At 56.8% G+C, this 26842-nt stretch carries 29 protein-coding genes and 1 pseudogene; 14 read left to right on the top strand and 16 right to left on the bottom strand.

From position 1 onward, the window contains the following. Nucleotides 1–115: 115 nt before the first annotated feature. Nucleotides 116–1246, bottom strand: coding sequence for a tRNA guanosine(34) transglycosylase Tgt (gene tgt / locus ACR3E2_RS04095; protein WP_480481122.1), 1131 nt, complete (start codon nucleotides 1244–1246; stop codon nucleotides 116–118). Between the two features lie 63 nt (nucleotides 1247–1309). Continuing rightward, entirely contained in the window at nucleotides 1310–2221 is a 912-nt protein-coding gene (locus ACR3E2_RS04090; RefSeq protein WP_480481123.1) for a nucleoside hydrolase, read from the bottom strand. A 175-nt stretch (nucleotides 2222–2396) separates the two neighbouring features. Here ACR3E2_RS04090 and ACR3E2_RS04085 point away from each other — a divergent pair, with 175 nt between their 5' ends. The 3 genes from ACR3E2_RS04085 to ACR3E2_RS04075 all read left to right on the top strand — a co-directional run bounded on the left by ACR3E2_RS04085 (nucleotide 2397) and on the right by ACR3E2_RS04075 (nucleotide 4022). Continuing rightward, nucleotides 2397–3287 carry an SPFH domain-containing protein gene (locus ACR3E2_RS04085; RefSeq protein ID WP_480472533.1) on the top strand — a complete coding sequence of 297 codons (891 nt, stop codon included), beginning with the start codon at nucleotides 2397–2399 and terminating at the stop codon, nucleotides 3285–3287. After that, nucleotides 3287–3565 carry an NfeD family protein gene (locus ACR3E2_RS04080; RefSeq protein WP_480481124.1) on the top strand — a complete coding sequence of 93 codons (279 nt, stop codon included), beginning with the start codon at nucleotides 3287–3289 and terminating at the stop codon, nucleotides 3563–3565. Before ACR3E2_RS04085 ends, ACR3E2_RS04080 begins: the two co-directional genes overlap by 1 nt. Before the next feature lie 94 nt (nucleotides 3566–3659). Then, a complete protein-coding gene (locus ACR3E2_RS04075) occupies nucleotides 3660–4022 on the top strand; it encodes an SUF system Fe-S cluster assembly protein (RefSeq protein ID WP_480481125.1) in 363 nt (120 codons plus the stop codon). 228 nt (nucleotides 4023–4250) lie between these two features. Here ACR3E2_RS04075 and ACR3E2_RS04070 read toward each other — a convergent pair whose 3' ends face one another. Next, nucleotides 4251–4700, bottom strand: coding sequence for a hypothetical protein (locus tag ACR3E2_RS04070; RefSeq protein ID WP_480481126.1), 450 nt, complete (start codon nucleotides 4698–4700; stop codon nucleotides 4251–4253). 109 nt (nucleotides 4701–4809) lie between these two features. On the opposite strand from ACR3E2_RS04070, the gene ACR3E2_RS04065 reads away from it, so the two are divergent. Both ACR3E2_RS04065 and tpiA read left to right on the top strand, forming a co-directional pair. After that, nucleotides 4810–5175 (top strand): HesB/IscA family protein, encoded by a 366-nt coding sequence (locus ACR3E2_RS04065; protein WP_480481127.1) that lies wholly within the window; start codon nucleotides 4810–4812, stop codon nucleotides 5173–5175. A 149-nt stretch (nucleotides 5176–5324) separates the two neighbouring features. Next, entirely contained in the window at nucleotides 5325–6074 is a 750-nt protein-coding gene (gene tpiA / locus ACR3E2_RS04060) for a triose-phosphate isomerase (protein WP_480481128.1), read from the top strand. 9 nt (nucleotides 6075–6083) lie between these two features. Here the strand turns inward: tpiA and ACR3E2_RS04055 are convergent, their stop codons facing one another. The 7 genes from ACR3E2_RS04055 to ACR3E2_RS04025 form a co-directional block, all read right to left on the bottom strand. Further along, nucleotides 6084–6599 carry a nucleoside deaminase gene (locus ACR3E2_RS04055; RefSeq protein ID WP_480481129.1) on the bottom strand — a complete coding sequence of 172 codons (516 nt, stop codon included), beginning with the start codon at nucleotides 6597–6599 and terminating at the stop codon, nucleotides 6084–6086. Next, nucleotides 6596–6907: a DMT family transporter gene (locus ACR3E2_RS04050; RefSeq protein ID WP_480481130.1), complete on the bottom strand. Its 312-nt coding sequence runs from the start codon at nucleotides 6905–6907 to the stop codon at nucleotides 6596–6598. The genes ACR3E2_RS04055 and ACR3E2_RS04050 overlap by 4 nt, the downstream gene beginning before the upstream one ends. A 153-nt stretch (nucleotides 6908–7060) precedes the next feature. Then, nucleotides 7061–8437 (bottom strand): TRAP transporter large permease, encoded by a 1377-nt coding sequence (locus ACR3E2_RS04045; protein ID WP_480481131.1) that lies wholly within the window; start codon nucleotides 8435–8437, stop codon nucleotides 7061–7063. Further along, nucleotides 8437–9114, bottom strand: a complete 678-nt coding sequence (locus tag ACR3E2_RS04040) for a TRAP transporter small permease (protein WP_209504065.1) — start codon at nucleotides 9112–9114, stop codon at nucleotides 8437–8439. The genes ACR3E2_RS04045 and ACR3E2_RS04040 overlap by 1 nt, the downstream gene beginning before the upstream one ends. Before the next feature lie 116 nt (nucleotides 9115–9230). Then, entirely contained in the window at nucleotides 9231–10232 is a 1002-nt protein-coding gene (locus ACR3E2_RS04035) for a DctP family TRAP transporter solute-binding subunit (protein ID WP_209504066.1), read from the bottom strand. Nucleotides 10233–10519: 287 nt separating this feature from the next. Next, the gene (locus tag ACR3E2_RS04030) at nucleotides 10520–11749 is read right to left on the bottom strand and encodes a sigma-54-dependent transcriptional regulator (protein ID WP_480481133.1); all 1230 of its coding nucleotides are present in this window, start codon (nucleotides 11747–11749) and stop codon (nucleotides 10520–10522) included. Next, nucleotides 11746–13479, bottom strand: a complete 1734-nt coding sequence (locus ACR3E2_RS04025) for a sensor histidine kinase (RefSeq protein ID WP_480481135.1) — start codon at nucleotides 13477–13479, stop codon at nucleotides 11746–11748. Before ACR3E2_RS04025 ends, ACR3E2_RS04030 begins: the two co-directional genes overlap by 4 nt. A gap of 46 nt (nucleotides 13480–13525) precedes the next feature. Between ACR3E2_RS04025 and ACR3E2_RS04020 the strand changes: the two genes are divergently transcribed. Then, nucleotides 13526–14707 (top strand): cytochrome P450, encoded by a 1182-nt coding sequence (locus ACR3E2_RS04020; protein WP_480481137.1) that lies wholly within the window; start codon nucleotides 13526–13528, stop codon nucleotides 14705–14707. A gap of 45 nt (nucleotides 14708–14752) precedes the next feature. On the opposite strand, the gene ACR3E2_RS04015 is transcribed toward ACR3E2_RS04020, so the two are convergent. Further along, complete coding sequence (locus ACR3E2_RS04015) at nucleotides 14753–15235, bottom strand: Lrp/AsnC family transcriptional regulator (protein WP_267365581.1); 483 nt, start codon at nucleotides 15233–15235, stop codon at nucleotides 14753–14755. Nucleotides 15236–15409: 174 nt separating this feature from the next. Here ACR3E2_RS04015 and cobA point away from each other — a divergent pair. The 7 genes and pseudogenes from cobA to infC all read left to right on the top strand — a co-directional run. Continuing rightward, a pseudogene (cobA, locus tag ACR3E2_RS04010) lies at nucleotides 15410–16156 on the top strand (uroporphyrinogen-III C-methyltransferase); the annotation flags it as partial. After that, nucleotides 16156–16470, top strand: a complete 315-nt coding sequence (locus ACR3E2_RS04005) for a DUF2849 domain-containing protein (RefSeq protein WP_480481139.1) — start codon at nucleotides 16156–16158, stop codon at nucleotides 16468–16470. The pseudogene cobA and the gene ACR3E2_RS04005, both read left to right, overlap by 1 nt. 65 nt (nucleotides 16471–16535) lie before the next feature. Then, the gene (locus ACR3E2_RS04000) at nucleotides 16536–18200 is read left to right on the top strand and encodes a nitrite/sulfite reductase (RefSeq protein WP_480481141.1); all 1665 of its coding nucleotides are present in this window, start codon (nucleotides 16536–16538) and stop codon (nucleotides 18198–18200) included. Then, nucleotides 18190–18951, top strand: coding sequence for a phosphoadenylyl-sulfate reductase (locus tag ACR3E2_RS03995; RefSeq protein WP_267365586.1), 762 nt, complete (start codon nucleotides 18190–18192; stop codon nucleotides 18949–18951). Before ACR3E2_RS04000 ends, ACR3E2_RS03995 begins: the two co-directional genes overlap by 11 nt. Next, complete coding sequence (locus ACR3E2_RS03990; RefSeq protein WP_480481144.1) at nucleotides 18948–19355, top strand: DUF934 domain-containing protein; 408 nt, start codon at nucleotides 18948–18950, stop codon at nucleotides 19353–19355. The genes ACR3E2_RS03995 and ACR3E2_RS03990 overlap by 4 nt, the downstream gene beginning before the upstream one ends. A 107-nt stretch (nucleotides 19356–19462) precedes the next feature. Next, entirely contained in the window at nucleotides 19463–20296 is an 834-nt protein-coding gene (locus ACR3E2_RS03985; protein WP_480481146.1) for a ferredoxin--NADP reductase, read from the top strand. 116 nt (nucleotides 20297–20412) lie between these two features. Next, complete coding sequence (gene infC, locus ACR3E2_RS03980; protein ID WP_480492811.1) at nucleotides 20413–21003, top strand: translation initiation factor IF-3; 591 nt, start codon at nucleotides 20413–20415, stop codon at nucleotides 21001–21003. A gap of 57 nt (nucleotides 21004–21060) precedes the next feature. On the opposite strand, the gene ACR3E2_RS03975 is transcribed toward infC, so the two are convergent. From ACR3E2_RS03975 to ACR3E2_RS03965, 3 genes are all read right to left on the bottom strand, one after another. Then, the gene (locus ACR3E2_RS03975) at nucleotides 21061–21450 is read right to left on the bottom strand and encodes a hypothetical protein (RefSeq protein WP_480481147.1); all 390 of its coding nucleotides are present in this window, start codon (nucleotides 21448–21450) and stop codon (nucleotides 21061–21063) included. Between the two features lie 76 nt (nucleotides 21451–21526). After that, the gene (locus tag ACR3E2_RS03970) at nucleotides 21527–22843 is read right to left on the bottom strand and encodes an aspartate aminotransferase family protein (RefSeq protein WP_480481149.1); all 1317 of its coding nucleotides are present in this window, start codon (nucleotides 22841–22843) and stop codon (nucleotides 21527–21529) included. After that, nucleotides 22840–23613 (bottom strand): beta-keto acid cleavage family enzyme, encoded by a 774-nt coding sequence (locus ACR3E2_RS03965; RefSeq protein WP_480481151.1) that lies wholly within the window; start codon nucleotides 23611–23613, stop codon nucleotides 22840–22842. The genes ACR3E2_RS03970 and ACR3E2_RS03965 overlap by 4 nt, the downstream gene beginning before the upstream one ends. 86 nt (nucleotides 23614–23699) lie before the next feature. Here ACR3E2_RS03965 and ACR3E2_RS03960 point away from each other — a divergent pair, with 86 nt between their 5' ends. Further along, on the top strand, nucleotides 23700–24599 hold the full coding sequence (locus ACR3E2_RS03960) for a MurR/RpiR family transcriptional regulator (RefSeq protein WP_480481153.1): 900 nt from the start codon (nucleotides 23700–23702) through the stop codon (nucleotides 24597–24599). 64 nt (nucleotides 24600–24663) lie between these two features. Here the strand turns inward: ACR3E2_RS03960 and ACR3E2_RS03955 are convergent, their stop codons facing one another. Both ACR3E2_RS03955 and ACR3E2_RS03950 read right to left on the bottom strand, forming a co-directional pair. Then, nucleotides 24664–25665 carry a molybdopterin-binding protein gene (locus ACR3E2_RS03955; protein WP_480481155.1) on the bottom strand — a complete coding sequence of 334 codons (1002 nt, stop codon included), beginning with the start codon at nucleotides 25663–25665 and terminating at the stop codon, nucleotides 24664–24666. Further along, nucleotides 25662–26630 carry an XdhC family protein gene (locus tag ACR3E2_RS03950; protein WP_480481157.1) on the bottom strand — a complete coding sequence of 323 codons (969 nt, stop codon included), beginning with the start codon at nucleotides 26628–26630 and terminating at the stop codon, nucleotides 25662–25664. The genes ACR3E2_RS03955 and ACR3E2_RS03950 overlap by 4 nt, the downstream gene beginning before the upstream one ends. Nucleotides 26631–26842 lie beyond the last annotated feature (212 nt).

The raw sequence follows: 26842 nt of genomic DNA, 5'->3' as shown, positions 1-26842 counted from the left end.
GCCGGGAACATATCCACCAAAATAGTAGAATACGCCCCGGTCTTGCGCGATCAATCGTCAGAAAACAGCCCGGCTGCGCAGAACTCGCGGTTTTCGCCTTGGAGGCGGCAAAACATCACAGCGGTTCGATATCCCCCTGCGCGCGCTGCGCGTGGAAATCGGCTTGCCAGACTTCGAACGCACCCGCGGCAATCGCGTCGCGCATGCCGGCCATGATCTCCTGAAAATAATGCAGGTTATGCCATGTCAGCAACATGCCGGAAATCATCTCATTCGCACGGAACACGTGGTGCAGGTAAGCGCGGGAATAATTCGAACAGGCTGGGCAAGTGCACTGCTCGTCCAGCGGCCGCGGATCGTCTGCGTGACGGGCATTCTTGATGTTCACCACACCGTAGCGGGTGAAAACCTGCCCTGTACGCCCGGACCGCGAGGGCAACACGCAATCCATCATGTCGATCCCGCGGGCAACAGCACCGACGATATCGTCGGGTTTGCCAACGCCCATCAGATAGCGCGGCTTGTCCGATGGCAGGAAATCGGGGGCATAATCGAGGCAAGAGAACATGGCCTCCTGCCCTTCGCCGACGGCCAGGCCACCAACTGCGTAGCCTTCGAAACCGACAGATTTCAGCGCCTCGGCGCTTTCTTCGCGCAGGTCTTTTTCCAGCCCACCCTGCATGATGCCAAACAGCGCATGCCCCGGACGATCGCCAAACGCATCGCGCGACCGTTCGGCCCAACGCATCGACAGGCGCATCGACTCGGCAATGCGGTCACGATCCGCTGGCAGCGCAGGGCATTCATCGAAACACATGACAATGTCCGAGCCCAACAGGCGCTGGATCTCCATCGACCGTTCCGGCGTCAATTCGTGCTTTGACCCGTCAATATGGGATTTGAAGGTCACGCCCTTTTCAGTCAGCTTGCGCAAACCGGCCAGCGACATGACCTGAAATCCGCCGGAATCTGTCAGAATGGGCCGTTCCCAGTTCATGAATTTGTGCAGTCCACCCAGTCGATCAATACGCTCAGCGGTCGGGCGCAGCATCAGGTGATAGGTGTTCCCCAGCAGGATGTCTGCCCCCGTCGCGCGAACGCTTTCCGGCATCATCGCCTTGACCGTTGCCGCAGTGCCAACCGGCATAAAGGCAGGCGTTCGCACGTCGCCGCGCGGTGTGCTGATCACACCGGTTCGGGCTTTGCCGTCTGTGGCTTTCAGATCAAAAGAAAACTGTTGGGTCATGTCATCGCCTCGGGTCGCCGAACCGGGCAGGCTTTGCCCGATCCGGTCGGTCTTTGCAACCCGTCAGGGTAGCGAGGCAACACGGTCTGTAAACAGTTGAACAACCCCTGCCCCATCCACGTCGCGGCAGACCCGAACTGCGGGACGTTCCGGGTCAGGTTGCGTCGCCCCCTTCTGGTCGCCTTCGGTGACAACCCGAAGACCTGTTTCAACCATGTCGAACATGGCACCGTGAGAACAAGCAATCACAGCGGTCGAATCGTGCAGGCCGCAGCCTTCCAGACCACCGACGTCCTTGTAGAACTTCAGGTAAAAGCGTGAGATATCGCGCAGAAAGGATCCCATGTCAGGTGATCGCATTGCCAGGCTTTCGAAATCTGCAGTCTCGTAGAGCGTTTTCAGCGTGACATCCAAGCCGACCAGTACGGTTTCCGGCGGTGTGGCAAAGACCTCTTCAGCGGCAATCGCATCATGATAGATGTTGGCCTCGGCATGTACTGTAATATTACCAGGGCAGTACACCGCCCCGCCCATAATCACCAAACGCCCCAGATTGTCGGCGAATTCCGGATCCAGACGAATGGCGTTGGCGATGTTGGTCAGGGGGCCCACGGCGCACACCACCAGCTCTTTCTTGTGGGTTCGCGCCATATCAACCAGAAATTCAGCAGCCGGCAGGGCGTGGTTGCTTCCAATTTCGGGAATTTCAGTCAGGTCACCGAATCCTTCGGGACCATGCACATGTTCGGAGGGCGAATGCGTATCGGCACCCAAGGCAACCGCAGCCCCTTCCGCGACAGGCAGATCCAGACCCAGCTTATCAAGCAGGAACCGGGCATTGCGGCTGGATTGGTGAACATGCGTGTTTCCGAACACGGTGGTCAGGCCGATCAGCTCGATCTCGGGCGCTGCGGCGGCATAGGCGATTGCCATGGCATCATCGATGCCAGGATCTGTATCGATTATCAGTTTCATCCAAGCCCGATACCGCAAACAATTAGGGATGCAAAGCGGTCACAGCACTATTTTTCGATACAGCGTTTTACTATTGGAGCATTTGCATGGGGCTGCTTTCCACTCATACCAGAGTTGAAATCGGGCGACTCAATCGCCACATGTATACTATAGTACACAAAAACAAGAGGACAGTATGACCGAAGACCAAATCATCGGATTGCTTTCGTCAAACATCATTTACCTGCTGGCTGCGGTGCTGGTAATTGTTATCATTTTCAAAGGCATCAAGATTGTGCCTCAGTCCGAAAAATACGTAGTTGAACGGTTTGGGCGCCTGCATTCCGTGCTTGGCCCCGGCATCAACTTTATTGTTCCGCTACTGGACATTGCGCGTCACAAGATCTCGATCCTGGAACGCCAGCTGCCAAACGCGACGCAGGACGCAATCACCAAGGACAACGTTCTGGTGCAGATCGATACATCGGTCTTCTACCGTATTCTCGAACCTGAAAAGACGGTCTACCGAATTCGTGACGTAGATGGCGCGATTGCCACCACTGTCGCCGGGATCGTTCGCGCCGAGATTGGTAAGATGGATCTGGATGAGGTTCAGTCGAACCGGTCCCAACTGATCACGCGTATTCAGGAAAGCGTTGAAACAGCTGTCGATGACTGGGGTATCGAAGTCACCCGCGCCGAGATTCTGGACGTAAATCTGGATCAGGCCACCCGTGACGCCATGCTGCAACAGCTGAACGCCGAACGAGCCCGCCGCGCACAGGTGACAGAAGCCGAGGGCAAGAAGCGCGCAGTCGAGCTGCATGCCGACGCCGAGCTTTATGCGGCGGAACAAACCGCCAAGGCGCGGCGCATTCAGGCCGAAGCCGAAGCTTATGCCACAGGTGTGGTCGCCAAGGCCATTCAGGATAACGGCATCGAAGCTGCTCAGTATCAGGTTGCCTTGAAACAGGTTGAAGCCCTGAACGCGCTTGGAAACGGTACTGGCAAGCAAACCATTGTTGTGCCTGCCAACGCACTGGAAGCCTTTGGTGACGCGTTCAAAATGTTAAAAGGAGGAAAGTGATGGCTGACCCCTTCTGGTTGACCTGGTGGATCTGGCTGGCCGCCGCATTGGCGCTGGGTATCCTTGAGATTTTCCTGCCCGGTTTCATCTTTCTGGGCTTTGCAATCGGAGCCGCAGTCACGGGCCTTATCCTTGCCGTATCCGGAATGGCTCTGTCTTTGAATGTATTGGCGCTGATCTTTGCAGTGATGTCACTGATTGCGTGGCTTGTTTTGCGGAAACTGTTTGCGTTGCCGAACGGTCAGGTCAAAACTTTCAACCACGACATCAACGACTAAATTGCCGCGGCGCCCCAATCGGCGCCGCCGCCCTACTGGACCCTGTTGCTCCTATTCCCTATATAATCGCTCAGGCAACTGACCCGAGGCAAAGATGACTCACCCGAGCGAACAGTTTGAAGGCACACCGCTGATTGCGCCGTCAACCATTGAGCACCCCCTGTACGAGCCCGTGGTCGAGGCGTGTCGCACGGTCTACGATCCGGAAATCCCGGTGAACATCTATGACCTCGGCCTGATCTACACGATCGACATTTCCTCGGACAACGCCGTGAAGGTGATCATGACACTGACAGCACCCGGTTGCCCTGTTGCCGGCGACATGCCCGGATGGATCATGGAAGCGATCGAGCCTGTTGCAGGCATCAAAGAGGTTGACGTGGAACTGACCTGGGAGCCGCCCTGGGGTATGGAGATGATGTCAGACGAAGCACGTCTGGAACTGGGATTTATGTAGGCACCTGCCACAGTTTCCCGGCTATTTGTCACAAAACATTGGCGTTTTTGTTACCTGCTCGTGCTGTCCCTGTCACAATGATGCAGGAAAAGACCTGTGGACGGCACCAATCAGTGTCGCCTCGGGCCAGACATGATTTGACCGCCCCCCGAGTTCCGGCCCCGAAACACGGACCGTTCTTGCCCGAGAACGGTCCTTTTCTTATCCAGATCACCAATCGTCGGGTAATCAGTTCAAGTTGCAGGTCTTTTTGATTTCCGCAGATCTGGCATCCAGTTGATTGATGTAGTCCCCCGATAGCATTTGCAGCCGTTTGTGCTCGGTTCCCGTCACCAGCCCCAAAAGTGCTCCGGCGGGGGTTATGGCGGCAACGCTTTCCAACTGTTGGTCCTGCGCGTGTTTCCTCTCGGCCGCGATGGCGCGCAGATCGCCCTCGGCGGTCGCGCAGTTTACCGGATGCCTCTCTCCATCATTGGTGGCCACCGCACCATCCGGGACAAACAGAAGAACTGCAACAGCAAGTACCGCGCCCGTCAAGATCGAATTAAAAATCGCCTGTAAGCTTTTCACAATATTATCCTTTCCGACGGTATACCAAAGCAAACCGAGTAAACGGCCGACTAACTTGAACCTATTCAGTTCCACGACCTTACGGTCGAATGTTTTCAGCGAACCCATTCTGAATGCCGGGTTGTTTCATCCGGATAAAACTCTTTATAACACACCGTCTTGAGCCTTGGCCCCCTGAGCCCTAAATTAAACGCAACGCGCGACAACGGAGACTTACATGTTCGGCATTCCCGGCAAGCAGGCTGTGACCATGACGCCTAAAGCCGCAGAACAAATCACCCGCCTGATGAACTCGGGTGGCCACGCTGGCTTGCGCATTGGCGTCAAGAAAGGCGGCTGTGCGGGCATGGAATACACCATGGAATATGTCGATCAGGCTGATCCGCATGATGAAGTTGTCGAACAGGATGGAGCACGCGTCATGATCGCGCCAATGGCGCAGATGTTCCTGTTCGGCACTGAAATCGATTACGAGGTGTCGTTGCTGGAATCAGGATTCAAGTTCAGGAATCCGAATGTCGTCGACGCCTGCGGTTGCGGTGAATCCATCAAATTCGATGAAAGCATCACGCAGCAATCCTAGTTTGCGCCGGATAATCCCGTGACACGGGCCAGACAGAACGCAGTATTGTCGATCATAGCGCTTGAACTCACCCGATCCGTGGAATTGTAAGATCGCGTCGACAATGCTATCCGCATCCTAAATCATCGAATGATCAGGGAGATACGGGTATGCGGCGCAGGCTTGCGGCAGGAAACTGGAAAATGAACGGAACCGGTGCTGCGCTGAGCGAGCTTGAAGCACTGTGCAAGTCCTACCCAGACGCTTCGGTCGATATCCTGATCTGCCCTCCGGCAACATTGCTCAGCCGCGCAGCGGACACCGTACGCGGGTCAGCGGTTACCGTCGGCGGGCAGGATTGCCACGCGGCAAGCGCGGGCGCGCATACAGGCGATATCAGCGCCGGGATGCTGCTGGACGCGGGCGCGACGTCAGTCATCCTGGGTCATTCCGAACGTCGCGTAGACCATGAAGAGCATGACGAGGATATACGCGCCAAGGCCCGTGCAGCGATGGACGCGGGGTTAAAAGCGATCATTTGCGTAGGCGAAAGTCTGGAGCAACGCGAGGCGGCCAATACGCTCGACATAATCGGCGGTCAGATGTCGGGGTCGATCCCGGATCAGGCAACCGGCGAGAACCTGATCATTGCATATGAGCCGATCTGGGCCATCGGCACCGGCAAGGTTCCGACGCTTGATGAGATTGGGGAAGTTCACGACTTCATCCGCGCCCGGCTAGAGCGCCGCTTTGGCGAAGGTGTGGGCCGCTCTGTCCGTCTTCTGTATGGTGGGTCGGTCAAACCCTCCAACGCGGCGGAGATCTTTGCGGTTTCAAATGTCGATGGTGCGCTTGTGGGTGGCGCCAGCCTGAAGGCCGGGGATTTCACGGGCATTATTCAGGCGCTGGAGAGCGTCTAGGATTCGCCTTTACTCGGCAATATCTTCGGCCCAAAGCTCTGGCTTTTCTTCGATGAACCGCTGCATCAGTGCGATGCAGTCAGGATCGTTGACTATCACCACCTCGACACCGCGTTCGCGCAGGAAGTCTTCGTTGCCACCAAAGTTCTGGGTATCGCCGATCACCACACGCGGGATACCAAACTGAACGATAGTGCCCGAGCACATCATGCAAGGTGACAACGACGTGTAAAGAACCGTATCCCGATAGGTTTTCTGACGTCCCGCTTTACGCAAGGCATCCATTTCGCCATGTGCGATCGGATCCCCGCCCTGCACACGTTGATTACGCCCTTGTGAAACAATATCGCCACCCCGCGCCAGAACTGACCCGATCGGGCATCCACCTTCGTCAAACCCGGCTTTGGCCTCGTCATAAGCAACGCGTAGCAGGCGCTTGTCGGTCTCGGTCAGCATTCCGGTCTCCATTTCCCGTGTTTCCTGAACCCTGCCCAAGCGCAATAGCTTGGTCAATAAAGGGCTCATGCCAGCTTCATCAGGATAAGACCCGACACGATCAGAAGGGCCGCGAGAATCCGCGCAGGGCTTAGGGCTTCGCCCAGAAACAGGATACCGACACAGAACGCCCCCACTGCCCCAATACCCGTCCAGATGGTGTAAGCCGTGCCTAATGGCAGGTCGCGCATCGCCAGCGCCAACAGGCCGAAAGAGCCGATCATCGAAAGAGCCATCAAGGCCGTAGGCCACAATCGGGTGAAACCAGCCGATTGCTTCATCGCTACAGCCCAGACGATTTCCAACAGGCCAGCAAAAAGAAGAAAGATCCAGGGCATATGACAACCTCGTATTCGTTCGGGTCGTCCCGAAAGATGTCCCATTATGGGGAGGTCGTCCTCTGAACCCTAGTTAAGCACTTGATGCCGGGGTTCAAGATACGAAAAAGCCGGGCAGTCGAAACCGCCCGGCTACGTGCATCGTCAAACCACCTAATTGGTTATGATTTCCGGGCCCATGAAGGTGTTGGGCAGGAATGTCGAGATCCACGGAATATACGTCACCATAATCAGGAAGACGAAGAGAACAGCGAGGAACGGCAGCGCCGCCTTCACAACGCTCATCATCGGCATACCCGCAACACCCGACGTTACGAACAGGTTCAAACCGACCGGAGGTGTGATCATCCCGATCTCCATATTCACAACCATGATGATGCCCAGATGGATCGGATCAATACCCAACTCGATGGCAATCGGGAACACCAGCGGTGCGACGATCACCAGCAAGCCCGACGGCTCCATGAACTGACCACCGATCAGCAGGATTACGTTGACCACGATCAGGAAGGTTACCGGTCCAAGACCCGCTGAAAGCATGGCGCTAGCAATGTGCTGCGGCACCTGTTCGTCCGTTAGAACATGCTTAAGGATCAGCGCGTTGGCGATCACGAACAACAGCGTCACCGTCAGCTTTCCTGCCTCGAACAGAGTATGCTTGGTGTCGGGATGAAAGAACGCCGTGACCAAAGCGTAGGGCTTTTTCAGCAGCGGCAGGTTCTCTGCGTCCCCTTCCGTACTCAGCGGCCCCATGTCCTTGTAGACGAAACTGGCGATGAAGAAGGCATAGACGGCAGCAACAGCGGCGGCCTCGGTCGGGGTAAAGATACCCCCATAAATGCCACCCAGAATGATAACGATCAGGAACAGGCCCCAACCGGCCTCGCGGGCCGAGGTAAAGACCTCACCCCACCCCTTCCATTCACCCTTGGGCAGGTTCTTGACCTTTGCCATGACATAGATGGTGATCATCAGCATGAAGCCAGCCATCAGACCGGGAATAACGCCAGCCAGGAACATACGCCCAACCGAAACTTCGACGGCGGCAGCATACACAACCATCACGATGGACGGAGGGATCAGGATGCCCAGCGTACCCGCGTTACAGATCACACCAGCGGCAAACTCTTTGGAATACCCAACCTGGCGCATACCTGCGATGACAATCGATCCGATCGCCACAACCGTGGCCGGGGACGATCCTGACAGCGCGGCAAACAGCATACAGGCAAACACGCCCGCAATCGCCAGACCGCCGGGCAGATGCCCCACGCATGCAATCGAGAAACGGATGATCCGACGCGCTACACCACCTGTCGTCATAAAGGACGAGGCCAGAATGAAGAACGGGATCGCCAACAGGGTGAAATGCCCCTCGAACGCCTCAAACAGCGTGCCTGCGACAGAAGCCAGCGAACTGTCGGAATAGATCAGCAGGAACAGGGTCGAGCTGAGGCCAAGTGCTACCGCAATCGGAACCCCGATCAGCAGCAGGCCGATGACCATCGAGAAAAGAAGGATAACGTCCATCAGTCATGCACCCCTTGTTGTGCGCGGACTTCTTCAATCTCGTCCTCGACTTCGTGGCTGGCGACAAGGCGATCGGTCTCACCACGCCAAATTTGAACGGCGACCTGCGTAAACCGGATCACGAGCAGCAGCATGGATACCGGCAGAACCAGGTAAGGTACGACCTTGGGCAGTTTTTCATACCCCTCGCCATAGTTGATCAGGTCTTCCAGAAAGCGCAGCGGCGCGACCATGGGGATGTCGTCTACCTCGTAGAAACTCTGGCTGCGTGCGCCGAAATCAAACCCGGTAGGGAACCAGCGGCCCGATGTTGGCGGCAGATCTGCAAAGACGGCCCAATAATCATATGCCCCTTTGAGCATCAGCAGAGAAAACACCAGACAGCATCCAACCGAGACCAGCGCCATTAGGCGCCTCGGTGCTGGCGCCAGCATGTTCAGGATTGCATCCACGCCCAGATGAGCATGTTTTTTGACTGCGTAAGACGCGCCCAGCAGCACCAGCCAGCCAAACGTGAACACTGTCAACTCAAGTGCCCATAGGATATTGGAATTAAAGACAAACCGCGCAATCACGTTGGCAAATGTAACGACCGTCATAAGGCCCAAAAGCAACGCGATCAGGGTTTCTTCGATATGGTCGATCAGCCCGCCCTGGCCGGAGTTCGCACCAGACATCTTTCAGTCCCCGCATTTTATTGAAGAGAGAGTTGAGAATGGGGCGGGCCATTTCAGCCCGCCCGGCCTGCGCGTCGAATACTCCCCAGTCCCCGGACGCGCGGTCTTTGACCGGATCAGAACCCGGCGTTGATGGCCTGTGCCGCGTCGATCTTGTCCTGACCCACGTCACCGGCGAATTTGTCCCAAACCGGTTTCATCGCGTCGACCCAGGCCTGACGCTGTTCAGGGGTCAGTTCACGGATGACGCCGCCTGCATCGATGATCGACGCTTTGGCCGCTTCGTTCACAGCAAAGGCTTCTTTGTTCCGGGTCTCTGTAACTTCGGCCAGAATAGTCAGGAACTGATCCCGCACCGCCGGATCAAGACTGTCCAGCCAATCCACCGATGTCACGACCAGATAGTCGATGATGCCGTGGTTGGTTTCGGTGATACCGTCCTGCACCTCAAAGAACTTCTTGCCGTAGATGTTCGACCAAGTGTTCTCCTGCCCGTCCACAACGCCCTGTTGCAGCGCGCCATACACTTCCGAGAATGCCATTTTCTGCGGGCTACCACCGATGGCTTCCATCTGTGCCACCAGCACATCTGACGACTGCACGCGGAACTTCAGACCGTTTGCATCCGACGGATCAACCAAAGCCTTGTTGGCCGACATCTGCTTCATGCCATTGTGCCAGAACGCCAGACCTTGCAGGCCACGACGCTGCATGCTGTCTTTCATCGCCTGCCCCTCGGCCGAGGCCTGGAACGCGTCTACAGCGTCGACATTCTTGAACATGAACGGCAGGTCAAACAGGCGGAACTGTTTGGTGAACTTCTCGAATTTCGACAGCGAGGGCGCGGCCAGCTGCACGTCGCCCTGCAACATCGCTTCGAGAACTTTGTCATCGTTGTAGAGAGTCGAGTTCGGGTAGACCTCAACACACATCGTGCCGTTCATTTCATCGTTGACCCGCTGTTCCAGCAGCGAGGCCGCGATGCCTTTGGGGTGTTTGTCGGTGTTCGTCACATGCGCGAACTTAACGACGATTTCGCCTTCATCGCATGCAGCCATACCAGCCGTTGCGGTTACCGTCAGAGCAAGCGCAGTTGCTGCCGTTGTCAGAAGCTTCATCTGATATCCTCCCAGAGTTCTTTGAAACTTGCAGTCGACGCTGGGTAAGCGCCGTATGGTGTGCAGTGAAGCGACTCAGGGTAAAGCACACAACTTTTGACTGCGATTACAGGAAATGTCTGATTACCTGTTTGATACCAAGGCGTTACATCTTTGCTGGTTCGGGTTCTGCACTTCACAGTTCTGAGCCGTGCGAAAACTCGCACATTCTCAGAGAGGCTTGTGCGGATTTCCGCACAAATTTCGAATCAGTTCATCCGAATCAGATGCGCCATTCCGGTTCCTGCTTATCTGCGGTAATCCTCGGGACGAATCTGATAGCGCGCCAGCTTGTCGTAAAAGGTCTTGCGCGGCAGCTTCAGCGCCTTGGCCGCATCTGACGCTTTTCCATTGTGGCGGCCCAAAGCTGCAATCAACAAGGATCGTTCAACCCGCGCCATCTGTTCGCTCAACCCCAGATCCGTTGCCTGCGTAACCTCCTCGGGCATTCCAAGAACAAACCGCATTGCTGCTGACATCAGAGAACGGGCGTTGCCCGGCCAATCGCTGGCCATCAAGGCCGCCAGATGTTCAGACGAAATCTCGGGAATTGCGATGCCTGCCTGCTCGGCCGCTTGCGCCACATAGTGGCGAAAGATGACCGGAATGTCGTCGGGGCGTTCCGCCAGTGAAGGAACACGCACCCGCATTACATCCAAACGATAAAACAGATCAGCGTTGAACCGCCCTTCCGAACTTAACGCGGATAGGTCGGCGGTTGTTCCTGCAATAATACGCCCCCCCGGACCGCGCTCGATGATCTCCAACGCCGCAAACTGCGTGGCTTGGGGCATGGCGGACACTTCGTCCAGAAACAGGGAACCACCCACGGCATCGCCGCAGCTTCGGGCAAGATCATCGGGGCTTAGGCTTGAAGCCGGACGTTTGACAAAAGGCCCCTGACCAGCGGGTGACATCAGGTGAACCACTTCGGCCACTTTGGATATGCCGCTGCCCGGTGGGCCTGTAACAAGAACTTCGGCCCCTGTCGGTGCGACGGTCCGCACGCGGTCCCGCAGCGCTTCGGCTTGCGGAGACAGACCAAAAAGCAAACGTGCTGCCGGGTCCCCCCTTTCAAGTTCGGATTTTAAGGCGCGCTGTTCCAACACTTGGGTGCGGGCTGCGAATGCGCGTTCAAGAACGTCCATCAGGTCAGACGCAGCGCAGGGTTTTTCGAGAAAATCAAACGCTCCTTTTCCGATGGCTTCTACGGCCATTGGGATATCACCTTCTCCGGTCAAAAGGATCACCGGAAGCTCGGGGTCGATGTCCCGAGCATACGCCAACAAGTGGAAGCCATCCCGCCCGGGCATTCGAATGTCCGAAATAATCACACCGGGGAAATCCCGCCGAATATGATCCTTGGCCGCCACAAAAGAACCGGCTGTTGTCGGTGCGTAATCTGCAAGTTCAATGGTTTGCGCCAATGCCTCGCGAACAGCTGCGTCATCATCGACCAACAGAACCCTGCGCATCATGCTGCCTCTTCTTTCCCGTAGGGCTCCAGCTCGACGGTAAACACTGCGCCATCAGCCGTGTTTGCCCCGCGGATTTCACCCCCAAAGCTTTGAACAAGACCATATGATATAGAAAGACCAAGCCCCAGACCTTCAGAGGAACCTACGCTTTTGGTCGAGTAAAACGGCTCGAACACCCGGTCGGGGTCTTCGATCCCCGGTCCGGTATCCTGCACAGAAACGCGCAACCGGTCTTCTTCGTGCATCACAATCGAAATGTACCGCTTGGGTCTCCCCAGCATCGCATCCGCCGCGTTATTGATCAGATTAACAAAGACCTGCACCAAGCGGACTTCACCCCCCCAAACATAAACCGCAGCCTGTCCCGGTTCCCATTCCAGCGTCACATCATCGTCACGCAATCGGGTTTCGGTCAATTCGACGGCAGTTTTCAGAACCTGCACCAGATCGACCCGGCCCATCGGTTCGCTTTCGTTGCGGGCAAACGCGCGCAGGTTCTTGATGATCCGGGCCATGCGGGCGGCCATTTCCGAAATACGCCCAAGGTTTTCGCTGGCCCTGTCGCCTTTGCCGCGTTCAAGAAAGGCCGTACCATTGTCGGCGAACTGCTGGATTGCCATCAACGGTTGGTTGAGTTCGTGGCTGATCCCCGCCGACATCTGCCCCAACGCGCTGAGCTTACCTGCCTGCACCAGCTCTGCCTGCGCTTTTTTCAGTGCTGCTTCGGCCTCCTGACGCTCTGCAACTTCGCGGCGCAATGCGGTGTTTGCTTGGGTCAAAGCACGGGTACGCTGCGCCACCCGGCTTTCCAGAACCGTGTTGGCATTCGCCAGCGTCCGTCGCCGTTCCATCGCAAGATACAGCATCGCGCCAAACGCCAGGCAGATCGCTGCGACCGCCGCCGCCTGCAACCCGGCAAGTCGCCGGGCCGGGGCCACGTCCACCAAAACCTCGGCGGTCATATCGATCACAGGCAATTCAAGCGTTAGGTGCAACGCATCGCGTGGCAAATACCGCCCCCAGTTCAGCCGCCACAATTCATGCTGGCCGACCCGCGTCGCGGCAAAATCCACCGAGGCACCCTCTGGCGGTGTCAGCCCGGACTGGCCAACCTCGCGGCTCCAGAACAGCAAGTCCGACCGGTTTGAGATGAAGACGACGCCGTCAGAATCAACAAAGAAAACGGCTTCGGTACTGCCCCGCCAAGTTTGTTCAATATCCTGGACATCGGCAACCACCATCACTGCACCTTCGACTTGCCCGGAGGCGGCAAAAGTCGGAGCGGCATAGGAATATATCCGGTCGCCACTGTCCGGAGCTACCTCATGCGCTGTGCCAGCCGCACCCTGCATGGCGCGCCTGAACGCTGGATGTGCGGACATGTCTCGCTGTGCCACTGGCTGTGCGGCGACCAGAACCCGACCGCTGCGATCCAGGTACATCATGTTGACGGCCGCTGTCTTGTCGGCAACGTCCAGCAACATCGCTTGCGCGTCATGTATTTGTGTCGGTGTATCCAACGCGTGCAAGGCGGGATGTGTCGCCATCAGAACCGCCAGTTCCTGGTAGACCTGCATCTGGGTGCTGAGCCGATCCGCCGCCAGTTCAAGGTCGGCTTCGGCCTTGTCGCTTAGCTGAGACAGCGCCTGACGATAGCCATAAGACCAAACAAAACCTGACAGCAGCCCGACAGCGGACAAAAAACCGACAATGATCCAAACTCTCTGCATAGACAGGGTCTTGCATTCAACGCGGCTCGTGGCAAGTGTGCGTCGCATGAAGTCATTCTCGCAATCCCCGACAGACCCGGGTTTCGTTCAGAACCCCTACCCTTTCTATGATCAGGCCCGCGCTGCTGGTGATCTGTTCTATTGGCGCGACTACGATATGGCTGCTGCGACGTCCTGCCGTGCCGTGCGGGCACTTCTTCGCGACCGCCGGTTTGGGCGGGAAGTTCCGCCTGAATGCGCGATACAGGGCCCCGCCCATTTGGCCCCCTGGCTGGCTATCGAAGCCCATTCGCTGCTTGAAGCTGAACCCCCGCGACATACCCGCCTAAGGGCGCTTGTTATGCGCGCTTTCACGTCGCGGGAAATATCTGCGTTGCAGCCTTCCATAGAATCGCTATGCCACAGTCTTGTCGAGGCGTTTCCGAATACACCTTTCGATCTGCTGAGCGCTTATTGCACTCAGGTCCCGGTGGTAACTATCTGCCGACTGTTGGGCGTTCCCGAAGACATGGCGCCCAACCTGTTGCAGTGGTCGCATGACATGGTCGCGATGTATCAGGCCAACCGGACACAGGCGACCGAGGATAAGGCCGCCAAGTCCTCTCAGGAGTTCACGGATTTCCTGTTGGGATACATTAAACAACGACGCAACGATCCGCGTGACGATTTGATCACCCGGCTTATCAGCGCCGAGAAGGAAGGCGAAAAGCTGTCCATCGACGAACTGGTCGCAACATGCATCTTGCTGTTGAATGCAGGTCACGAAGCAACGGTGCATTCGCTGGCGAACGGTGTGAAAACCCTGTTGCAAACACATACCAGCCCCGACGTTCTAGGCCCGGACCAGATCGACGCAACGATTGAAGAAATCCTGCGCTATGACCCGCCCCTACACATGTTCACACGCTATGCGTATGAAGACGTTGATATGTTTGGGCATTCGTTCAGACGCGGTGATCAGATCGCACTTTTGCTTGGCGCTGCAAACCGCGACCCTGCGGTCTGGGATGAACCCGACAGGTTTGATCCGACGCGCTCGATTGAGGTCAACACAAGTTTTGGTGGAGGCATCCATTTTTGCGTCGGCGCACCTTTGGCAAGGTTGGAAATGCGCATAGCTCTGCCCATTCTGTTCAACAGCTGCCCGAACCTGCGGCTTGCCGATCCGCCGACCTATTCAGACAGCTATCACTTCCATGGTCTGGAACGGTTAATGGTTCAGGTCTGACCTGTATAAGGCGCGGATCGATCCGGCGCTGGCAGTACCTGCCTTCTATGCCCCTTCAACCAATGCGTTGAGGGGAAGCATCGTTGTGGACTTGATTTCTTCCATCGACAATAGCGCGGTCACATTGTGCACCCGTACCTCCGAAATCAGCGACTGGTAGAATTGATCATAGGCGCGCGCGTTCTTGACCCGAACCTTGAGAATATAATCAATGTCGCCTGCCAGCCGATGCGCCTCCTGCACTTCGGGATGTTCGCGCAATGCCTTAAGGAACTTGCGCTGCCACTCAGCCTCGTGTTCCGACGTGCGGATCAAAACAAAGAAAGTCGCCTCAAACCCTAGCGCTTCGGCATCCAGCAAAACCGTTTGCTGACCAATGATTCCCGCACTCTTGAGCTTACGAATACGATTCCAGACAGGCGTCTTTGAACTGCCGACCCGAGCCGCTATTTCGTCCAGTGACTGCCCTGCATCACGTTGCAGCTCGGCCAGAATTTTCCGATCCGTATCATCTATCCGCACCGACATTCCAATATTCCTTCCACATCGAAGCTTTCGTTCCAAAATTTTGTTTCGATGGAACGTTTGTCCTTATTTGAGCGCCCATATGGCGCTTTGGTGGGAATATTTCCTATATTGAGGGTCAAGTCAAACCACACCCGAGATGATCCGATGCAGGACGTTCGCACAACAGGCACCAAAGGGCATGTCGACTTTGTCGGCGCAGGTCCGGGCGACCCCGAGTTGCTGACACTCAAGGCGCTGACTGCGTTTGAGCAGGCTGATGTTGTGCTGCATGACCGCCTTATCAGTGAACCCGTTCTGGACATAGCCGGTCAAAGCGCCGCTTTGGTTGATGTCGGCAAAGTCGGGTTCGGCCCATCCTGGAAGCAAAGTGATATCGACGCTCTTTTGGTCGAATATGCCCTGAAAGGTAACCGCGTGGTCCGCCTGAAGTCCGGCGATCCCACTGTCTTTGGTCGTCTGGATGAAGAGATTGAGGCCGTCGAGGCGGCTGGAATCACGTGGCAGATCATTCCCGGTATCACGGCGGCCTCTGCCGCGGTGGCTGGTATCGGCCAAAGCCTGACTCAACGCGGCCGGAATTCCTCGGTGCGGTTCCTGACCGGGCATGACATGAAAGGTTTTGCCGATCATGACTGGAATGCCCTGGCACGGGCCGGTTCGGTTGCTGCGATCTATATGGGCAAGAAATCTGCCCGCTTTATCCAGGGTCGCCTGATCATGCACGGTGCCGATCGCGCCACTCCAGTCACACTGGTCGAAAACGCCTCGCGTCCGAACCAGCGGATTCTGGCCACCACACTGGATCAACTGCCCGCCGATCTGGCCGCCGCCGAAATGGACGGACCAGCCCTGACATTCTATGGCCTTGCCCCGCGCGAAGCAACGCAGGCCGTAACCGAATTCAACAAGGAGCTTGCCTGATGGCCCGCGCTTTTACCCCCAAAGTCGTCACCGCAAATGATTTGCTGATAGGTGACGTCATTTACCAGACCGAAGATGACAGTTGGACGCGTGATCTGTCGCAAGCGGAACTGATCACTGACGAAGCACATGCACAGGTGCGTCTGCTGGATGCGGCGCGTCAGGCAAATAAAGTCGTGGGCACTTATCTGGCCGATGCCGTTGCGGGCAAGAACGGCCCCGAGCCCACCCATTTTCGGGAAGATTTCCGCCGGACTGGTCCGTCCAACTATGCCCACGGCAAACAGGAAACTTCCCCGCAGCCCCGGGCCTGACCTCTGGCCATCTCTCTCCCCTTCAAGGCCCCAAGGTTCGGGGCTGCAAACAAGGACAGCTAGACATGTATCGCTACTCCGAGTTCGACACAGCATTTTTGGCAGAACGTAACGCGCAGTTCCGCGCCCAGGTGGAACGCCGCATCGACGGCTCGTTGACCGAAGACGAATTCAAGCCGCTGCGCCTGATGAATGGGCTGTATCTGCAGCTGCACGCCTACATGCTGCGCGTCGCCATTCCCTATGGCACGCTGAACAGTGCACAGATGCGTCAACTGGCGCTGCTGGCCGAGAAGTGGGACAAAGGCTATGGCCATTTCACCACCCGTCAGAACATCCAGTACAACTGGCCAAAGCTGAGCGACGTGCCGGATATGCTGGACGCGCTGGCCGAGGTTGGCATGCACGCCATCCAGACTTCGGGCAACACCATTCGCAACGTGACCGCCGACCACTTTGCCGGTGCCGCTGCAGATGAGGTCGCTGATCCCCGCCCTTACGCCGAATTGCTGCGCCAGTGGTCGACCGACCACCCGGAATTCCAGTTCATGCCGCGCAAATTCAAGATCGCCATCACTGGCAGTGAAAACGACCGCGCCGTGATCAAGGCGCATGACATCGGCCTGCAACTGGTTGAGCGTGACGGCGTTCTTGGCGCGCGCGTCATTGTTGGCGGTGGCCTTGGCCGTACGCCCATGATCGGCAAGGAATTGTCCGAGTTTGTCGCCTTTGACGACCTGCTGGCTTATCTGGAAGCCACCGTTTCAGTTTGGAACCAGATTGGTCGCCGTGACAACAAGTACAAGGCACGTATCAAGATCACCGTGCACGAGCATGGCATCGACGCTATCCGCGCCAAGGTCAACGAACGCTTCCTGAAGGTCCGCCCGCAGTTCAAAGGCGCGGATATGAACCTGCTGGAAGAGATCAAGGGCCACTTTGCACCGCCTGCCTTCCGCCATGCTTCGGTTGCGTCGTTTGAAAGCGCCTATACCAACGATCCGGTCTTCCGCTCGTGGGTCGACACCAACATCGCGCCGCACAAGAATGCGGACCACGCGATTGTAACGATCTCGATCAAGAAGCATGGGGCAACACCGGGCGATGCAACTGCCGAGCAGATGCGCGTTATGGCCGATCTGGCCGAAGAGTTCGCCTATGACGAGCTGCGCATCAGCCATGAGCAGAACGTGATCCTGCCGCATGTCCACAAATCGGACTTGCCTGCAATTCACGCCAAGCTGAAGGAATACGAGCTGGCAACCGCCAATATCGGTCTGATCAGCGATATCATCGCCTGCCCCGGCATGGATTATTGTGCGCTGGCGACGGCGCGTTCGATCCCGGTTGCTCAGGAAATTGCAACGCGGTTCGAGGACCTGAAGCTCGAGCATGACATCGGCCACCTGAAGATCAAGATCTCAGGCTGCATCAACGCCTGTGGTCATCACCATGTCGGCCATATCGGCATTCTGGGTCTGGACCGCGCAGGCGTGGAAAATTACCAGATCACTCTGGGTGGCGATGCGACCGAAACTGCGGCAATTGGTGATCGCACCGGTCCGGGCTTTGCCTATGACGAAATCGTTCCTGCCGTAGAGCGCATTGTCGACACATATCTGAACCAGCGTGCAAGCGCAGAGGAGACATTCCTGGAAACATATCGCCGGGTGGGCATGGCGCCGTTCAAAGACGCCCTCTACCCCGAGGCCCGCGCAAATGCCGCTTGACCTGATCCAGACGGAACTGGGCCGGGACAGACGCGAACTGACTGAACGTGTCGAAGACCTGAATGCCCGGTTCCGGCACCACAGCGCCCATGATGTCATGCATGGAGCAATTGATGAGATCGATGAGCTTGCTCTGGTCTCGAGCTTTGGTGCGGAATCCGTCGTTCTGTTGCACATGGCGGCGGTGGTGAACAAGGCAACGCCCGTTCTTTTCGTGGACACGCAAATGCTGTTCACCGAAACGCTGGAATACCAGCAGGAGGTGAGCGAGCGTCTGGGGCTTACCAACATTCGCATCATCCGGGCCGAGGATGCAGAGGTTGAACGCGAAGACCCATACGGCGCATTGCGCCTGCGCGACACGGACGCGTGCTGCAACCTGCGCAAGACTTTCCCGCTGCAAAGGGCACTGGTGGGGTTCGATGGCTGGATAACCGGACGCAAGCGGTTTCAGGCAGGCACGCGCGCTGCGCTGGAATTCTTCGAGGTCGAGGACGGAACAGGCCGGATCAAGGTCAACCCGCTCGCCCATTGGGCGCCCGAGGATGTGCGGGCCTATATGGAAGAAAACAACCTGCCCCGGCATCCGCTGGTGGCCAAAGGATACCCTTCGATCGGCTGTGCGCCCTGCACCTCGCCTGTCAAAGAGGGCGAAGACCCCCGCGCCGGACGGTGGCGCGACCAGAACAAGGAAGAATGCGGCATCCATTTTGTCGATGGCAAGATGATGCGCATCGGAGAGAAAACATGAACGTAATCGTAACGGATGAGGGCTTTTCGCCCGATGACTGGACCGACGGCTTTGTCACTCTGGATGATGCCGCCAATGACGTGGTCGCGCTGGACGTGAGCTCGGAGACAGACCCGGACGAACTGTTTGACCGGTTGGGCGGCACGAGGCTGGTTCGGGTAGACTTCCCGTCTTTCGCAGATGGTCGCGGATTTACCATCGCCCGCACATTGCGCCTGAAGGGCTACAAAGGCCGGCTGCGCGCCAAAGGGCATGTGCTTGCCGATCAATACGCCATGGCGCGCCGCAGCGGCTTTGACGAGGTCGAGATCGACGGAGAACTGGCAGACCGCCAATCCGAGGATCAGTGGCTGGCCCGCGCGAACTGGAAAGAGAATAACTATCAGGCCCGCCTGCGCGGCTGATCCCGCGATTGCCAGCCTGTGACGCAAAGGGGGCAATCTGTCCCCTTTTCCTGACTTGGATCAAAGATTAAACGGAGATGTCGGTTTAGCAGACCGGCAGGTAAACGATGACAGAGATGAAGCCCGTGAGCGAAGCAACCGCCGTAAAAATCCCCGTCCTGCCGGACGCGCAAACTGTAACCGATGTCAAACACTGGACCGACAGCCTGTTTTCATTCAAGGTGTCTCGCCCGGCCTCGCTGCGTTTCCGTTCGGGCGAGTTTGTGATGATTGGTCTTCTGGGTGACAACGGCAAGCCGTTGCTGCGCGCCTATTCCATCGCCTCGCCCTCGTGGGATGAAGAGCTGGAGTTTTATTCGATCAAGGTTCAGAACGGCCCGCTGACCTCGAAATTGCAACATATCAAACCGGGTGACCAGATTATCCTGCGTCCCAAACCGGTTGGCACATTGGTGCATGACGCCCTGCTGCCCGGCAAGCGCCTGTGGTTTTTTGCGACCGGCACCGGCTTTGCGCCTTTTGCCTCGCTGCTGCGTGAACCGCAGACCTATGAGGACTATGACGAGGTCATCATCACCCACACCTGCCGCGAAGTGGCAGAGCTGGAATATGGCCGTCAGCTGATCGACAGCATCCGTCAGGACGAACTGTTGGCCGAACTGATCGGTGAAGGATTTGCCGACAAGATCCGCTATTACCCGACCACCACACGGGAAGAGAGCCCAAAGATGGGTCGCATCACCACTTTGCTTCAGGACGGCACCGTGTTTTCCGACTTGGGTATTGACGGTGGCATCAAGCCCGAAACCGACCGTGCAATGGTTTGCGGTTCGTTGGCTTTCAACCTGGATATCAAGGAAATCCTCGAAGGGTTTGGATTGCGTGAAGGTGCAAACTCAGAACCCAAGGAGTTCGTGATCGAAAAAGCCTTTGTCGGCTAAAGCAACCCTGCGTTCAGGGCTTTGCCACCCTGAACGCGAAAAACACCGGCAGAAAACAAGTTTTTTCGCATTACCCTGTATTTATGCCGCTTGAAGTGCGGCTCTGCCCGGTTTAAATTCCGGGCTCGAAATTCTGCAATCATCAAAGGAATGAACCCATAGCTCGCAGACCTCACAACGCGCCGCCACAGAGAGACACCGGCCCGCGCGTCAATGATAAGATCCGTGCCCCCGAAATTCGCCTGATTGGCGCCGAAGGTGAAAACGTCGGGGTGGTTCATCCCGCCAAAGCCATGCAGATGGCCGCAGATGCAGGTCTTGATCTGGTCGAAATCTCGCCCAATGCGAACCCACCGGTCTGCAAGATCATGGATTTCGGCAAGTACAAGTACGAAACGCAAAAACGCGAAAACGAAGCGCGCAAAAAACAAAAAGTCATCGAAGTGAAAGAGGTCAAGTTCCGACCGAACACCGATACGCATGACTATGACGTCAAAATGAAGAACGTCTTTAAGTTTCTGGAAAAGGGCGACAAGGTCAAAGTCACCCTGCGCTTTCGTGGCCGTGAAATGGCACACCAGAACCTGGGTCGCGAATTGCTGGAACGTGTGGCCGAAGACATCAAAGAGGTCGGCAAGATCGAAAACATGCCGAAGATGGAAGGCCGTCAGATGGTCATGATGATCGGCCCGCTTCCGCATAAGTAATCTGCTTAAAAGACAGAAACGATCAAAGCCCCTTCGCTGCCGAAGGGGCTTTTTTGTTCAGGTCGCGCGTCTGCTTCGTAACCAGTTGACCGCATCTCTGAAGTCGAAAAGCAAGGAAATTATGTCAACGATCAGAAGCACCCAAAGAAACTTGATAAAGGCAATGCTCAGGGTCGCATCGGAAAACAACAAAAGCGTTACGATGACAACCAGTGGAACCCAGCACAGAATGTGCGGCAAAGCCATCGCACCGCTCATCCCGCGCGCAACCGCCATGATGGGTATGTTCAGCGCCATACCGGTAATCGCCAGAACAGCGATGAGCATCCCCTGCGGCTGATCCAGGAAAGCAAGCGGAACCAAATTAACCGGCACCAATATTACGGCCACCCAGATCTGCACCCAAAGGGGAAGCGCGCGGAAACTGCGCCAAATATCCAGCGCCATTGATTTCGCCTTTTCAGATACTTCTCCCGCGACACTAACAAATAACCTGCGGGCGAACAGTGCGCTCACGGTAATGTCAAAGCACGGCGGAAATGGCGCGTTCCAGTTTGCTGACGAGTTCGCCTATCTGTTCCTCTTCGATGATAAAAGGCGGCGCCAGCAGGACGTGATCGCCGTTCCGGCCATCCCGCGTGCCTGCCATGGGATAGCAAATCAACCCTTCAGCCAGTGCTGCCTTTTTCACCTTACCTGCGATGCCGCGTGATGGATCAAAAGGTTCCTTGGTGTCACGGTCAACGACCAGTTCAACACCTCGGAACAACCCACGACCACGGATATCTCCCACGTTCGGGTGCTGTCCGAATGCTGCCTCAAGGGCAGATTGCAGCTTGTTGCCCATGACCCCGGCACGCGCAGGTAAATCCCGTTCGGTCAACTCACGGACCACCGCCAATGCGGCGGCTGTGGCGACTGGATGACCGACATAGGTGTGCCCATGCTGGAAAAACCCTGATCCATCGCGGATCGCGTCATAGATTTTACCGGTGCACAGCATGGCTCCGATTGGTTGATATCCAGCCCCCAACCCCTTGGCAATACAAAGAATATCCGGTTCGATACCGTCATGATCGCAGGCAAACATGTGACCGGTTCGGCCCATACCGCACATCACCTCATCCAAGATCAGCAACACACCATAGTGGTCGCAAATCTCGCGAATACGCTTGAAATATCCTTCAACCGCAGGAACTGCGCCAAGGGTGGCCCCGACCACTGGTTCGGCCATAAATGCCATGACCGTATCGGGACCCAGCCGCAGGATTTCAGTTTCCAATTCATTCGCCACACGCTGGCCGTAGTCAAAACTGCTCTCGTCTTCCGGTTTTTCAGCATATTCGTAGCAGGCAGAGATATGGGTCATCTCGATCAGCATCGGAGCGAATTGTGCCCGTCTCCATGCGTTACCCCCTGCGGACAAAGCCCCCAAAGTGTTGCCGTGATAGCTTTGCTTTCGCGCGATAACGTGACGGCGTTCAGGTTGTCCGATTTCTAGAAAATATTGGCGCGCCAGTTTGATCGCCGCTTCGGTCGCCTCCGACCCGCCCGAAACAAAATACACACGGTCCAGATCCCCCGGTGCATGCCGGATCAACAATTCGGCCAAAGCCTCGGCCGGTTCCGATGTCATGAACCCGGTATGTGCAAAAGCGATCTGTTCCACCTGTTGCTGTACCGCTTGGATCACGGCCTGATTCGAATGACCCAGACATGATACCGCGGCATCACCGCAATCCAGGTATCGCTTGCCCTCTGCATCAATCAGATAACAGCCATCGCCGCCAACCGCGACGGGGAGGTCCGATTTCGTGTGACGTGGGAAAACATGACTCATTTCTTTGCCCTTCCAAGCAATTCAACTAATGCTGCGACCGAAGCCGCGTTATCTGCCCAAGGTCTGCCATCCGGCCCCGTCAGACTGTTCTCAAACCCAACCCGCACGTCACCACCGCGTCGTGCAGCCTCGGCCAGACAGGCATGTTCTTGCGCACCAAAGGCGCACACCATCCAACGAGCCGGGCTTTTTGGAAAAGCCTCGAGATCGGCTGGCATAGATTGCTGTCCATCGCTGTATCGCCCCAGAACAAGCAAACGGTCTGTCTGGTTCGCCTGTACGATGCCCTGAGCGCGCCAATGGTCCAGTAATCGTGCGTCCTCTGCATCATACAAAATGTGCTGAACCCGTGTGCCCTGATCCGCGCATTGTGCATAGACCCTGGGTGCAAGGTTAAGGTCGCGGGCGATTTCACGCACCGAGATTGAGGCCCATTCAGGTCGCACCTTTCGCAGACAGTCCAGTTGCGATGCTACGTCGAACTGCCCGGCGGCTTCAGTCGTGATCTGTAGCTTCATTTCTGGAACCTCGCGCTGCAATTCCGCGAGCGTTTCCCGGTACAATCCGGCGTCCAGTGAATGCCGTCCGTCTGCATCTCGAATATGCAGATGCAACCCGTCCGCACCCGCAGCATGACAATCCCGTGCTGACGTGACGATCTGATCAATCCTGAGCGGTAAGGCGGGATGATCCAACGCGCTCCGCCGGGCGCCGTTTGGCGCAACCAGAATGTAGGGCCTGTCCAAGCTGTCGGTTGTTTTTGATGTCATAGCACCACCCAAGTCTTTGCCTTCAGTTAGAGTCGCCGGAAGACGTTTTCAATTTACACAAAAGAAAACATATGTTTCTTTTCTGCATGGCACCTACCCTTGCAGCCTTGACCAGCCAAATTCGGCGCGAGATCGACGAGATGCCTGCGCAGATGCAAGTCGCGGCGAAGTATATCATCGACCATCCCGGTGATTTCGGCCTGAACCCGGTCCGGGTGACCGCTAATCGGATCGGCATCAGCACCAGTGTTCTTGTTCGACTGGCACAGCGTATGGGTTTCGACAGTTTTGACGCCTTCCGCCACCCATTTCGCCTTGCCCTCACAACAGACAGCGAAGACAGGATAGGTCAAGAGTGGCTAACCACATCACCCGGCCAAGACCTTTTCCACGGCGCACAGGCCAGATTCGCGCGCAATGAGATGAATGTTGTGTCCCGCTCTCTGCGTCTGATGGAGCCGAATTTGGCCAAGCGTGCCGTTGAGTACATGGTGTCTGCACGTCGCTGTTATGTGACCGCCACAAGGGCCAGCCATGCGCTGGCCTATTACTTTCACTACGCCGGCCGTATGGCCCATCCCGGATTACAGCTGATACCTCGGCACATGGGCTCGGCCATCGACGACCTAGTCGAGGCCACGTCCGAGGATTGTTTGTTTGCCGTCACGGTCCATCCCTATTCCGCAGATACGATCCAGTCGATGCGCTTTGCCCGCGACCGAGCCATGAAGATTGTGTTGCTGTCGGATAGCGAGGTGATTGCCCCCGGCGTCAATCCGGATGTGGTTCTTAGCGTCAGCACCCGCACATTACATCCGTTTTCAAGCTTTTCTGGCGCGATGGCGGTTCTGGAATGCCTGCTCGGTCATCTCTTCGATGCAGGGGGCGAAGCTGCCCGGGATAGGGTCGAACAGTTTCAGAAAGCGCGGGAGGACACCGGCGCGTATTGGCGACCCGGCGTGTTGCCAAGGATGAGAAAACCCTAGAATATCAGTAATAAACTGGCCGCAAGCGCGGTGTGATAGGCCGTATCACGAACCTTGGCGGCGGTCAGTCGTTTCGTTTCGCTCGCGGCTGGGGTCTGGTTGGGATTTCCTTCAGCAATCCGCCAACACCCATTCCGGCAATATCTGCGCCTGTTGTTTCAATCCCGCATGCGACACGCGACAGCACCCAATCCGCCCCATTCAACGCCGGAGAGCGGGCGCATCCCGGCAAACCGATCACAGGTCGGCCTTGCAGGTCTCCCAGAAACAGCAGGTTTCCCGGATCAACCGGCATACCAAAGCGATCAATCGTCCCACCGGCCTGCCGAACGGCCGACGGTGCGACATCGTTTGGGTCCGAGGTGGCCGAACCCGTCAATATCATTAGCAGATCACCCTTCCCCTTAGAAATCGCGCTGGTCAAGGAATCTGTTCGATGCGGAACAATCTGCACATCCGAAAGCTCCATTCCCAATGCCTCGACCCGTCCCCGAATGGCGGCAATCCCCTTTTCGTTCGGTGGCCCACCGGGTATCTCTGAGACAACAAGACCGGCTGTCCGATGAACTGGCCGCGCCAAACGCACAGCCCCTTGTGCCAGACCGGCGGCACGCTGAACATCAGCCTCTGGCACGGCATATGAGATGACCTTGATGGTCGCCACCATGCCGTTCGCACCCATTTGCTGGTACTGCGGAACGGTCGCAACGGTAATCATTGGATTGACCAGATTGAACAATTCAAGTGCACGAACATCGAGCACGGCAACCCCTGGCCCCTCGGCCAAAAGGTTTACCCGCCCGGTAAATGCCTCGGTAACCCGCAAGTTGGCTGATGCCGGATCAGGTGCCAGCGCAGACGCCAGTTTGCGTGCCGCCTGATCTTCATGGCAATCACCGGTATCCAGCCGGGCAACAATGACCTCGCTTAGACCAGCCTTTTCCAGTTGCGCCAAATGTTCCGAGCGCAATTCAAGCCCTTTGCGAAACTTTCGCCCATCCGCTGTAACCGAATGCGCCAGAATGGCCCCCTCTGCCTGGGACACCGGCACAGGCCCAAATTTCATGCTTTCCCTCGCAGAACGGCCGTTATCTGTGCCAGTATCGCAACCGCGATTTCCGAAGGACCGGCGGCCCCGATATCCAGGCCAATGGGACCATGAATGCCAGAGATTTGCGCATCGGTGAAACCGGCCGCTTTCATACGCTCAATGCGCTTGGCATGGGTGCGTGTTGACCCCAATGCACCGATATAGAACACATCGGCGTCCAACGCGGCTTGTAGCGCCGGATCATCGAGTTTTGGGTCATGTGTCAGCAGGACAATAGCGGTCCGCGCGTCCAGTCCAAGATTCGCAACGGCTTCATCCGGCCAATCCGTCAGGATCGTTTCACCGGGAAAACGCGCACTGGACGCGAAGGCGTCACGCGGGTCGATAATTGTTGGATCATAGCCCGCAATCCGCGCCATCGGCACCAGAGCCTGCGCAATGTGAACCGCCCCAACAACCAGCAACCTCAGCGGTGGGTTATGTACTGCGACAAAGGTCTGGCCATCCTCTTCGAACCCTGACCGATCCATACGCAGCCTGTCGGCATAAGCGTTGCGGCGCAGCGCCCTGCGCCCGGTCTCGATGTTGACTTCGTAGGCAACGGGCGTTCGAGCGGCCCGAGCGGCAACCAGTTCCGCCAACATAGATTCTGGCAGGACTTTTCCTATGGGTTCGACAAGAATGCGTATGGTCCCCCCACAGGCCAAACCAACCGCGAAAGCATCGTCGTCACTGACCCCGAATTCAAGCAAACGCGCTTCGCCTTCATCAATGGCTTCAAGCGCCTCGACGATAACAGCACCTTCGACACATCCACCAGAAACGGAACCTTCGATCCGACCATCGCCGCCAATCACCAATTGGGATCCCACCCGCCGCGGCGCACTGCCCCAGGTTTCGACAACTGTAGCGAGCGCCGCGCCGCGCCCGCTGCGGTGCCAGTCAAGCGCCGTTTCAGGACTGTTGTCGAATCGCTTCATCGGAACCTCTGGATGACCTATTACACCAACATAAGCGGGATTTGCGGGATGAAAAGCGCACCAAGCTTACCAAAAGGTCTATATTGGACCCCATTAGGCAACGCCACGGCCTGAAAGATATTCAACAAATCATAGCATTGATTGTTTGTGACCCGAGTTCTAGCCTGTACAGGCAACCGGCATCGGGTCTGGCTTGCATACCAAACAATTCA

The sequence above is a fragment of the Ruegeria sp. AL7 genome (assembly GCF_056536105.1).
The sequence above is the reverse complement of the archived record's forward strand: the minus strand, read 5'-3'. Positions and strand labels throughout refer to the sequence as shown.

Bases quoted from the DNA above. Each gene is read 5' to 3' on its own strand.
- tgt (WP_480481122.1), bottom strand. From the start codon at position 1,246: ATGACCCAACAGTTTTCTTTTGATCTGAAAGCCACAGACGGCAAAGCC.
- ACR3E2_RS04090 (WP_480481123.1), bottom strand. From the start codon at position 2,221: ATGAAACTGATAATCGATACAGATCCTGGCATCGATGATGCCATGGCA.
- ACR3E2_RS04085 (WP_480472533.1), top strand. From the start codon at position 2,397: ATGACCGAAGACCAAATCATCGGATTGCTTTCGTCAAACATCATTTAC.
- ACR3E2_RS04080 (WP_480481124.1), top strand. From the start codon at position 3,287: ATGGCTGACCCCTTCTGGTTGACCTGGTGGATCTGGCTGGCCGCCGCA.
- ACR3E2_RS04075 (WP_480481125.1), top strand. From the start codon at position 3,660: ATGACTCACCCGAGCGAACAGTTTGAAGGCACACCGCTGATTGCGCCG.
- ACR3E2_RS04070 (WP_480481126.1), bottom strand. From the start codon at position 4,700: ATGGGTTCGCTGAAAACATTCGACCGTAAGGTCGTGGAACTGAATAGG.
- ACR3E2_RS04065 (WP_480481127.1), top strand. From the start codon at position 4,810: ATGTTCGGCATTCCCGGCAAGCAGGCTGTGACCATGACGCCTAAAGCC.
- tpiA (WP_480481128.1), top strand. From the start codon at position 5,325: ATGCGGCGCAGGCTTGCGGCAGGAAACTGGAAAATGAACGGAACCGGT.
- ACR3E2_RS04055 (WP_480481129.1), bottom strand. From the start codon at position 6,599: ATGAGCCCTTTATTGACCAAGCTATTGCGCTTGGGCAGGGTTCAGGAA.
- ACR3E2_RS04050 (WP_480481130.1), bottom strand. From the start codon at position 6,907: ATGCCCTGGATCTTTCTTCTTTTTGCTGGCCTGTTGGAAATCGTCTGG.
- ACR3E2_RS04045 (WP_480481131.1), bottom strand. From the start codon at position 8,437: ATGGACGTTATCCTTCTTTTCTCGATGGTCATCGGCCTGCTGCTGATC.
- ACR3E2_RS04040 (WP_209504065.1), bottom strand. From the start codon at position 9,114: ATGTCTGGTGCGAACTCCGGCCAGGGCGGGCTGATCGACCATATCGAA.
- ACR3E2_RS04035 (WP_209504066.1), bottom strand. From the start codon at position 10,232: ATGAAGCTTCTGACAACGGCAGCAACTGCGCTTGCTCTGACGGTAACC.
- ACR3E2_RS04030 (WP_480481133.1), bottom strand. From the start codon at position 11,749: ATGATGCGCAGGGTTCTGTTGGTCGATGATGACGCAGCTGTTCGCGAG.
- ACR3E2_RS04025 (WP_480481135.1), bottom strand. From the start codon at position 13,479: ATGCAGAGAGTTTGGATCATTGTCGGTTTTTTGTCCGCTGTCGGGCTG.
- ACR3E2_RS04020 (WP_480481137.1), top strand. From the start codon at position 13,526: ATGAAGTCATTCTCGCAATCCCCGACAGACCCGGGTTTCGTTCAGAAC.
- ACR3E2_RS04015 (WP_267365581.1), bottom strand. From the start codon at position 15,235: ATGTCGGTGCGGATAGATGATACGGATCGGAAAATTCTGGCCGAGCTG.
- ACR3E2_RS04005 (WP_480481139.1), top strand. From the start codon at position 16,156: ATGGCCCGCGCTTTTACCCCCAAAGTCGTCACCGCAAATGATTTGCTG.
- ACR3E2_RS04000 (WP_480481141.1), top strand. From the start codon at position 16,536: ATGTATCGCTACTCCGAGTTCGACACAGCATTTTTGGCAGAACGTAAC.
- ACR3E2_RS03995 (WP_267365586.1), top strand. From the start codon at position 18,190: ATGCCGCTTGACCTGATCCAGACGGAACTGGGCCGGGACAGACGCGAA.
- ACR3E2_RS03990 (WP_480481144.1), top strand. From the start codon at position 18,948: ATGAACGTAATCGTAACGGATGAGGGCTTTTCGCCCGATGACTGGACC.
- ACR3E2_RS03985 (WP_480481146.1), top strand. From the start codon at position 19,463: ATGACAGAGATGAAGCCCGTGAGCGAAGCAACCGCCGTAAAAATCCCC.
- ACR3E2_RS03975 (WP_480481147.1), bottom strand. From the start codon at position 21,450: ATGGCGCTGGATATTTGGCGCAGTTTCCGCGCGCTTCCCCTTTGGGTG.
- ACR3E2_RS03970 (WP_480481149.1), bottom strand. From the start codon at position 22,843: ATGAGTCATGTTTTCCCACGTCACACGAAATCGGACCTCCCCGTCGCG.
- ACR3E2_RS03965 (WP_480481151.1), bottom strand. From the start codon at position 23,613: ATGACATCAAAAACAACCGACAGCTTGGACAGGCCCTACATTCTGGTT.
- ACR3E2_RS03960 (WP_480481153.1), top strand. From the start codon at position 23,700: ATGGCACCTACCCTTGCAGCCTTGACCAGCCAAATTCGGCGCGAGATC.
- ACR3E2_RS03955 (WP_480481155.1), bottom strand. From the start codon at position 25,665: ATGAAATTTGGGCCTGTGCCGGTGTCCCAGGCAGAGGGGGCCATTCTG.
- ACR3E2_RS03950 (WP_480481157.1), bottom strand. From the start codon at position 26,630: ATGAAGCGATTCGACAACAGTCCTGAAACGGCGCTTGACTGGCACCGC.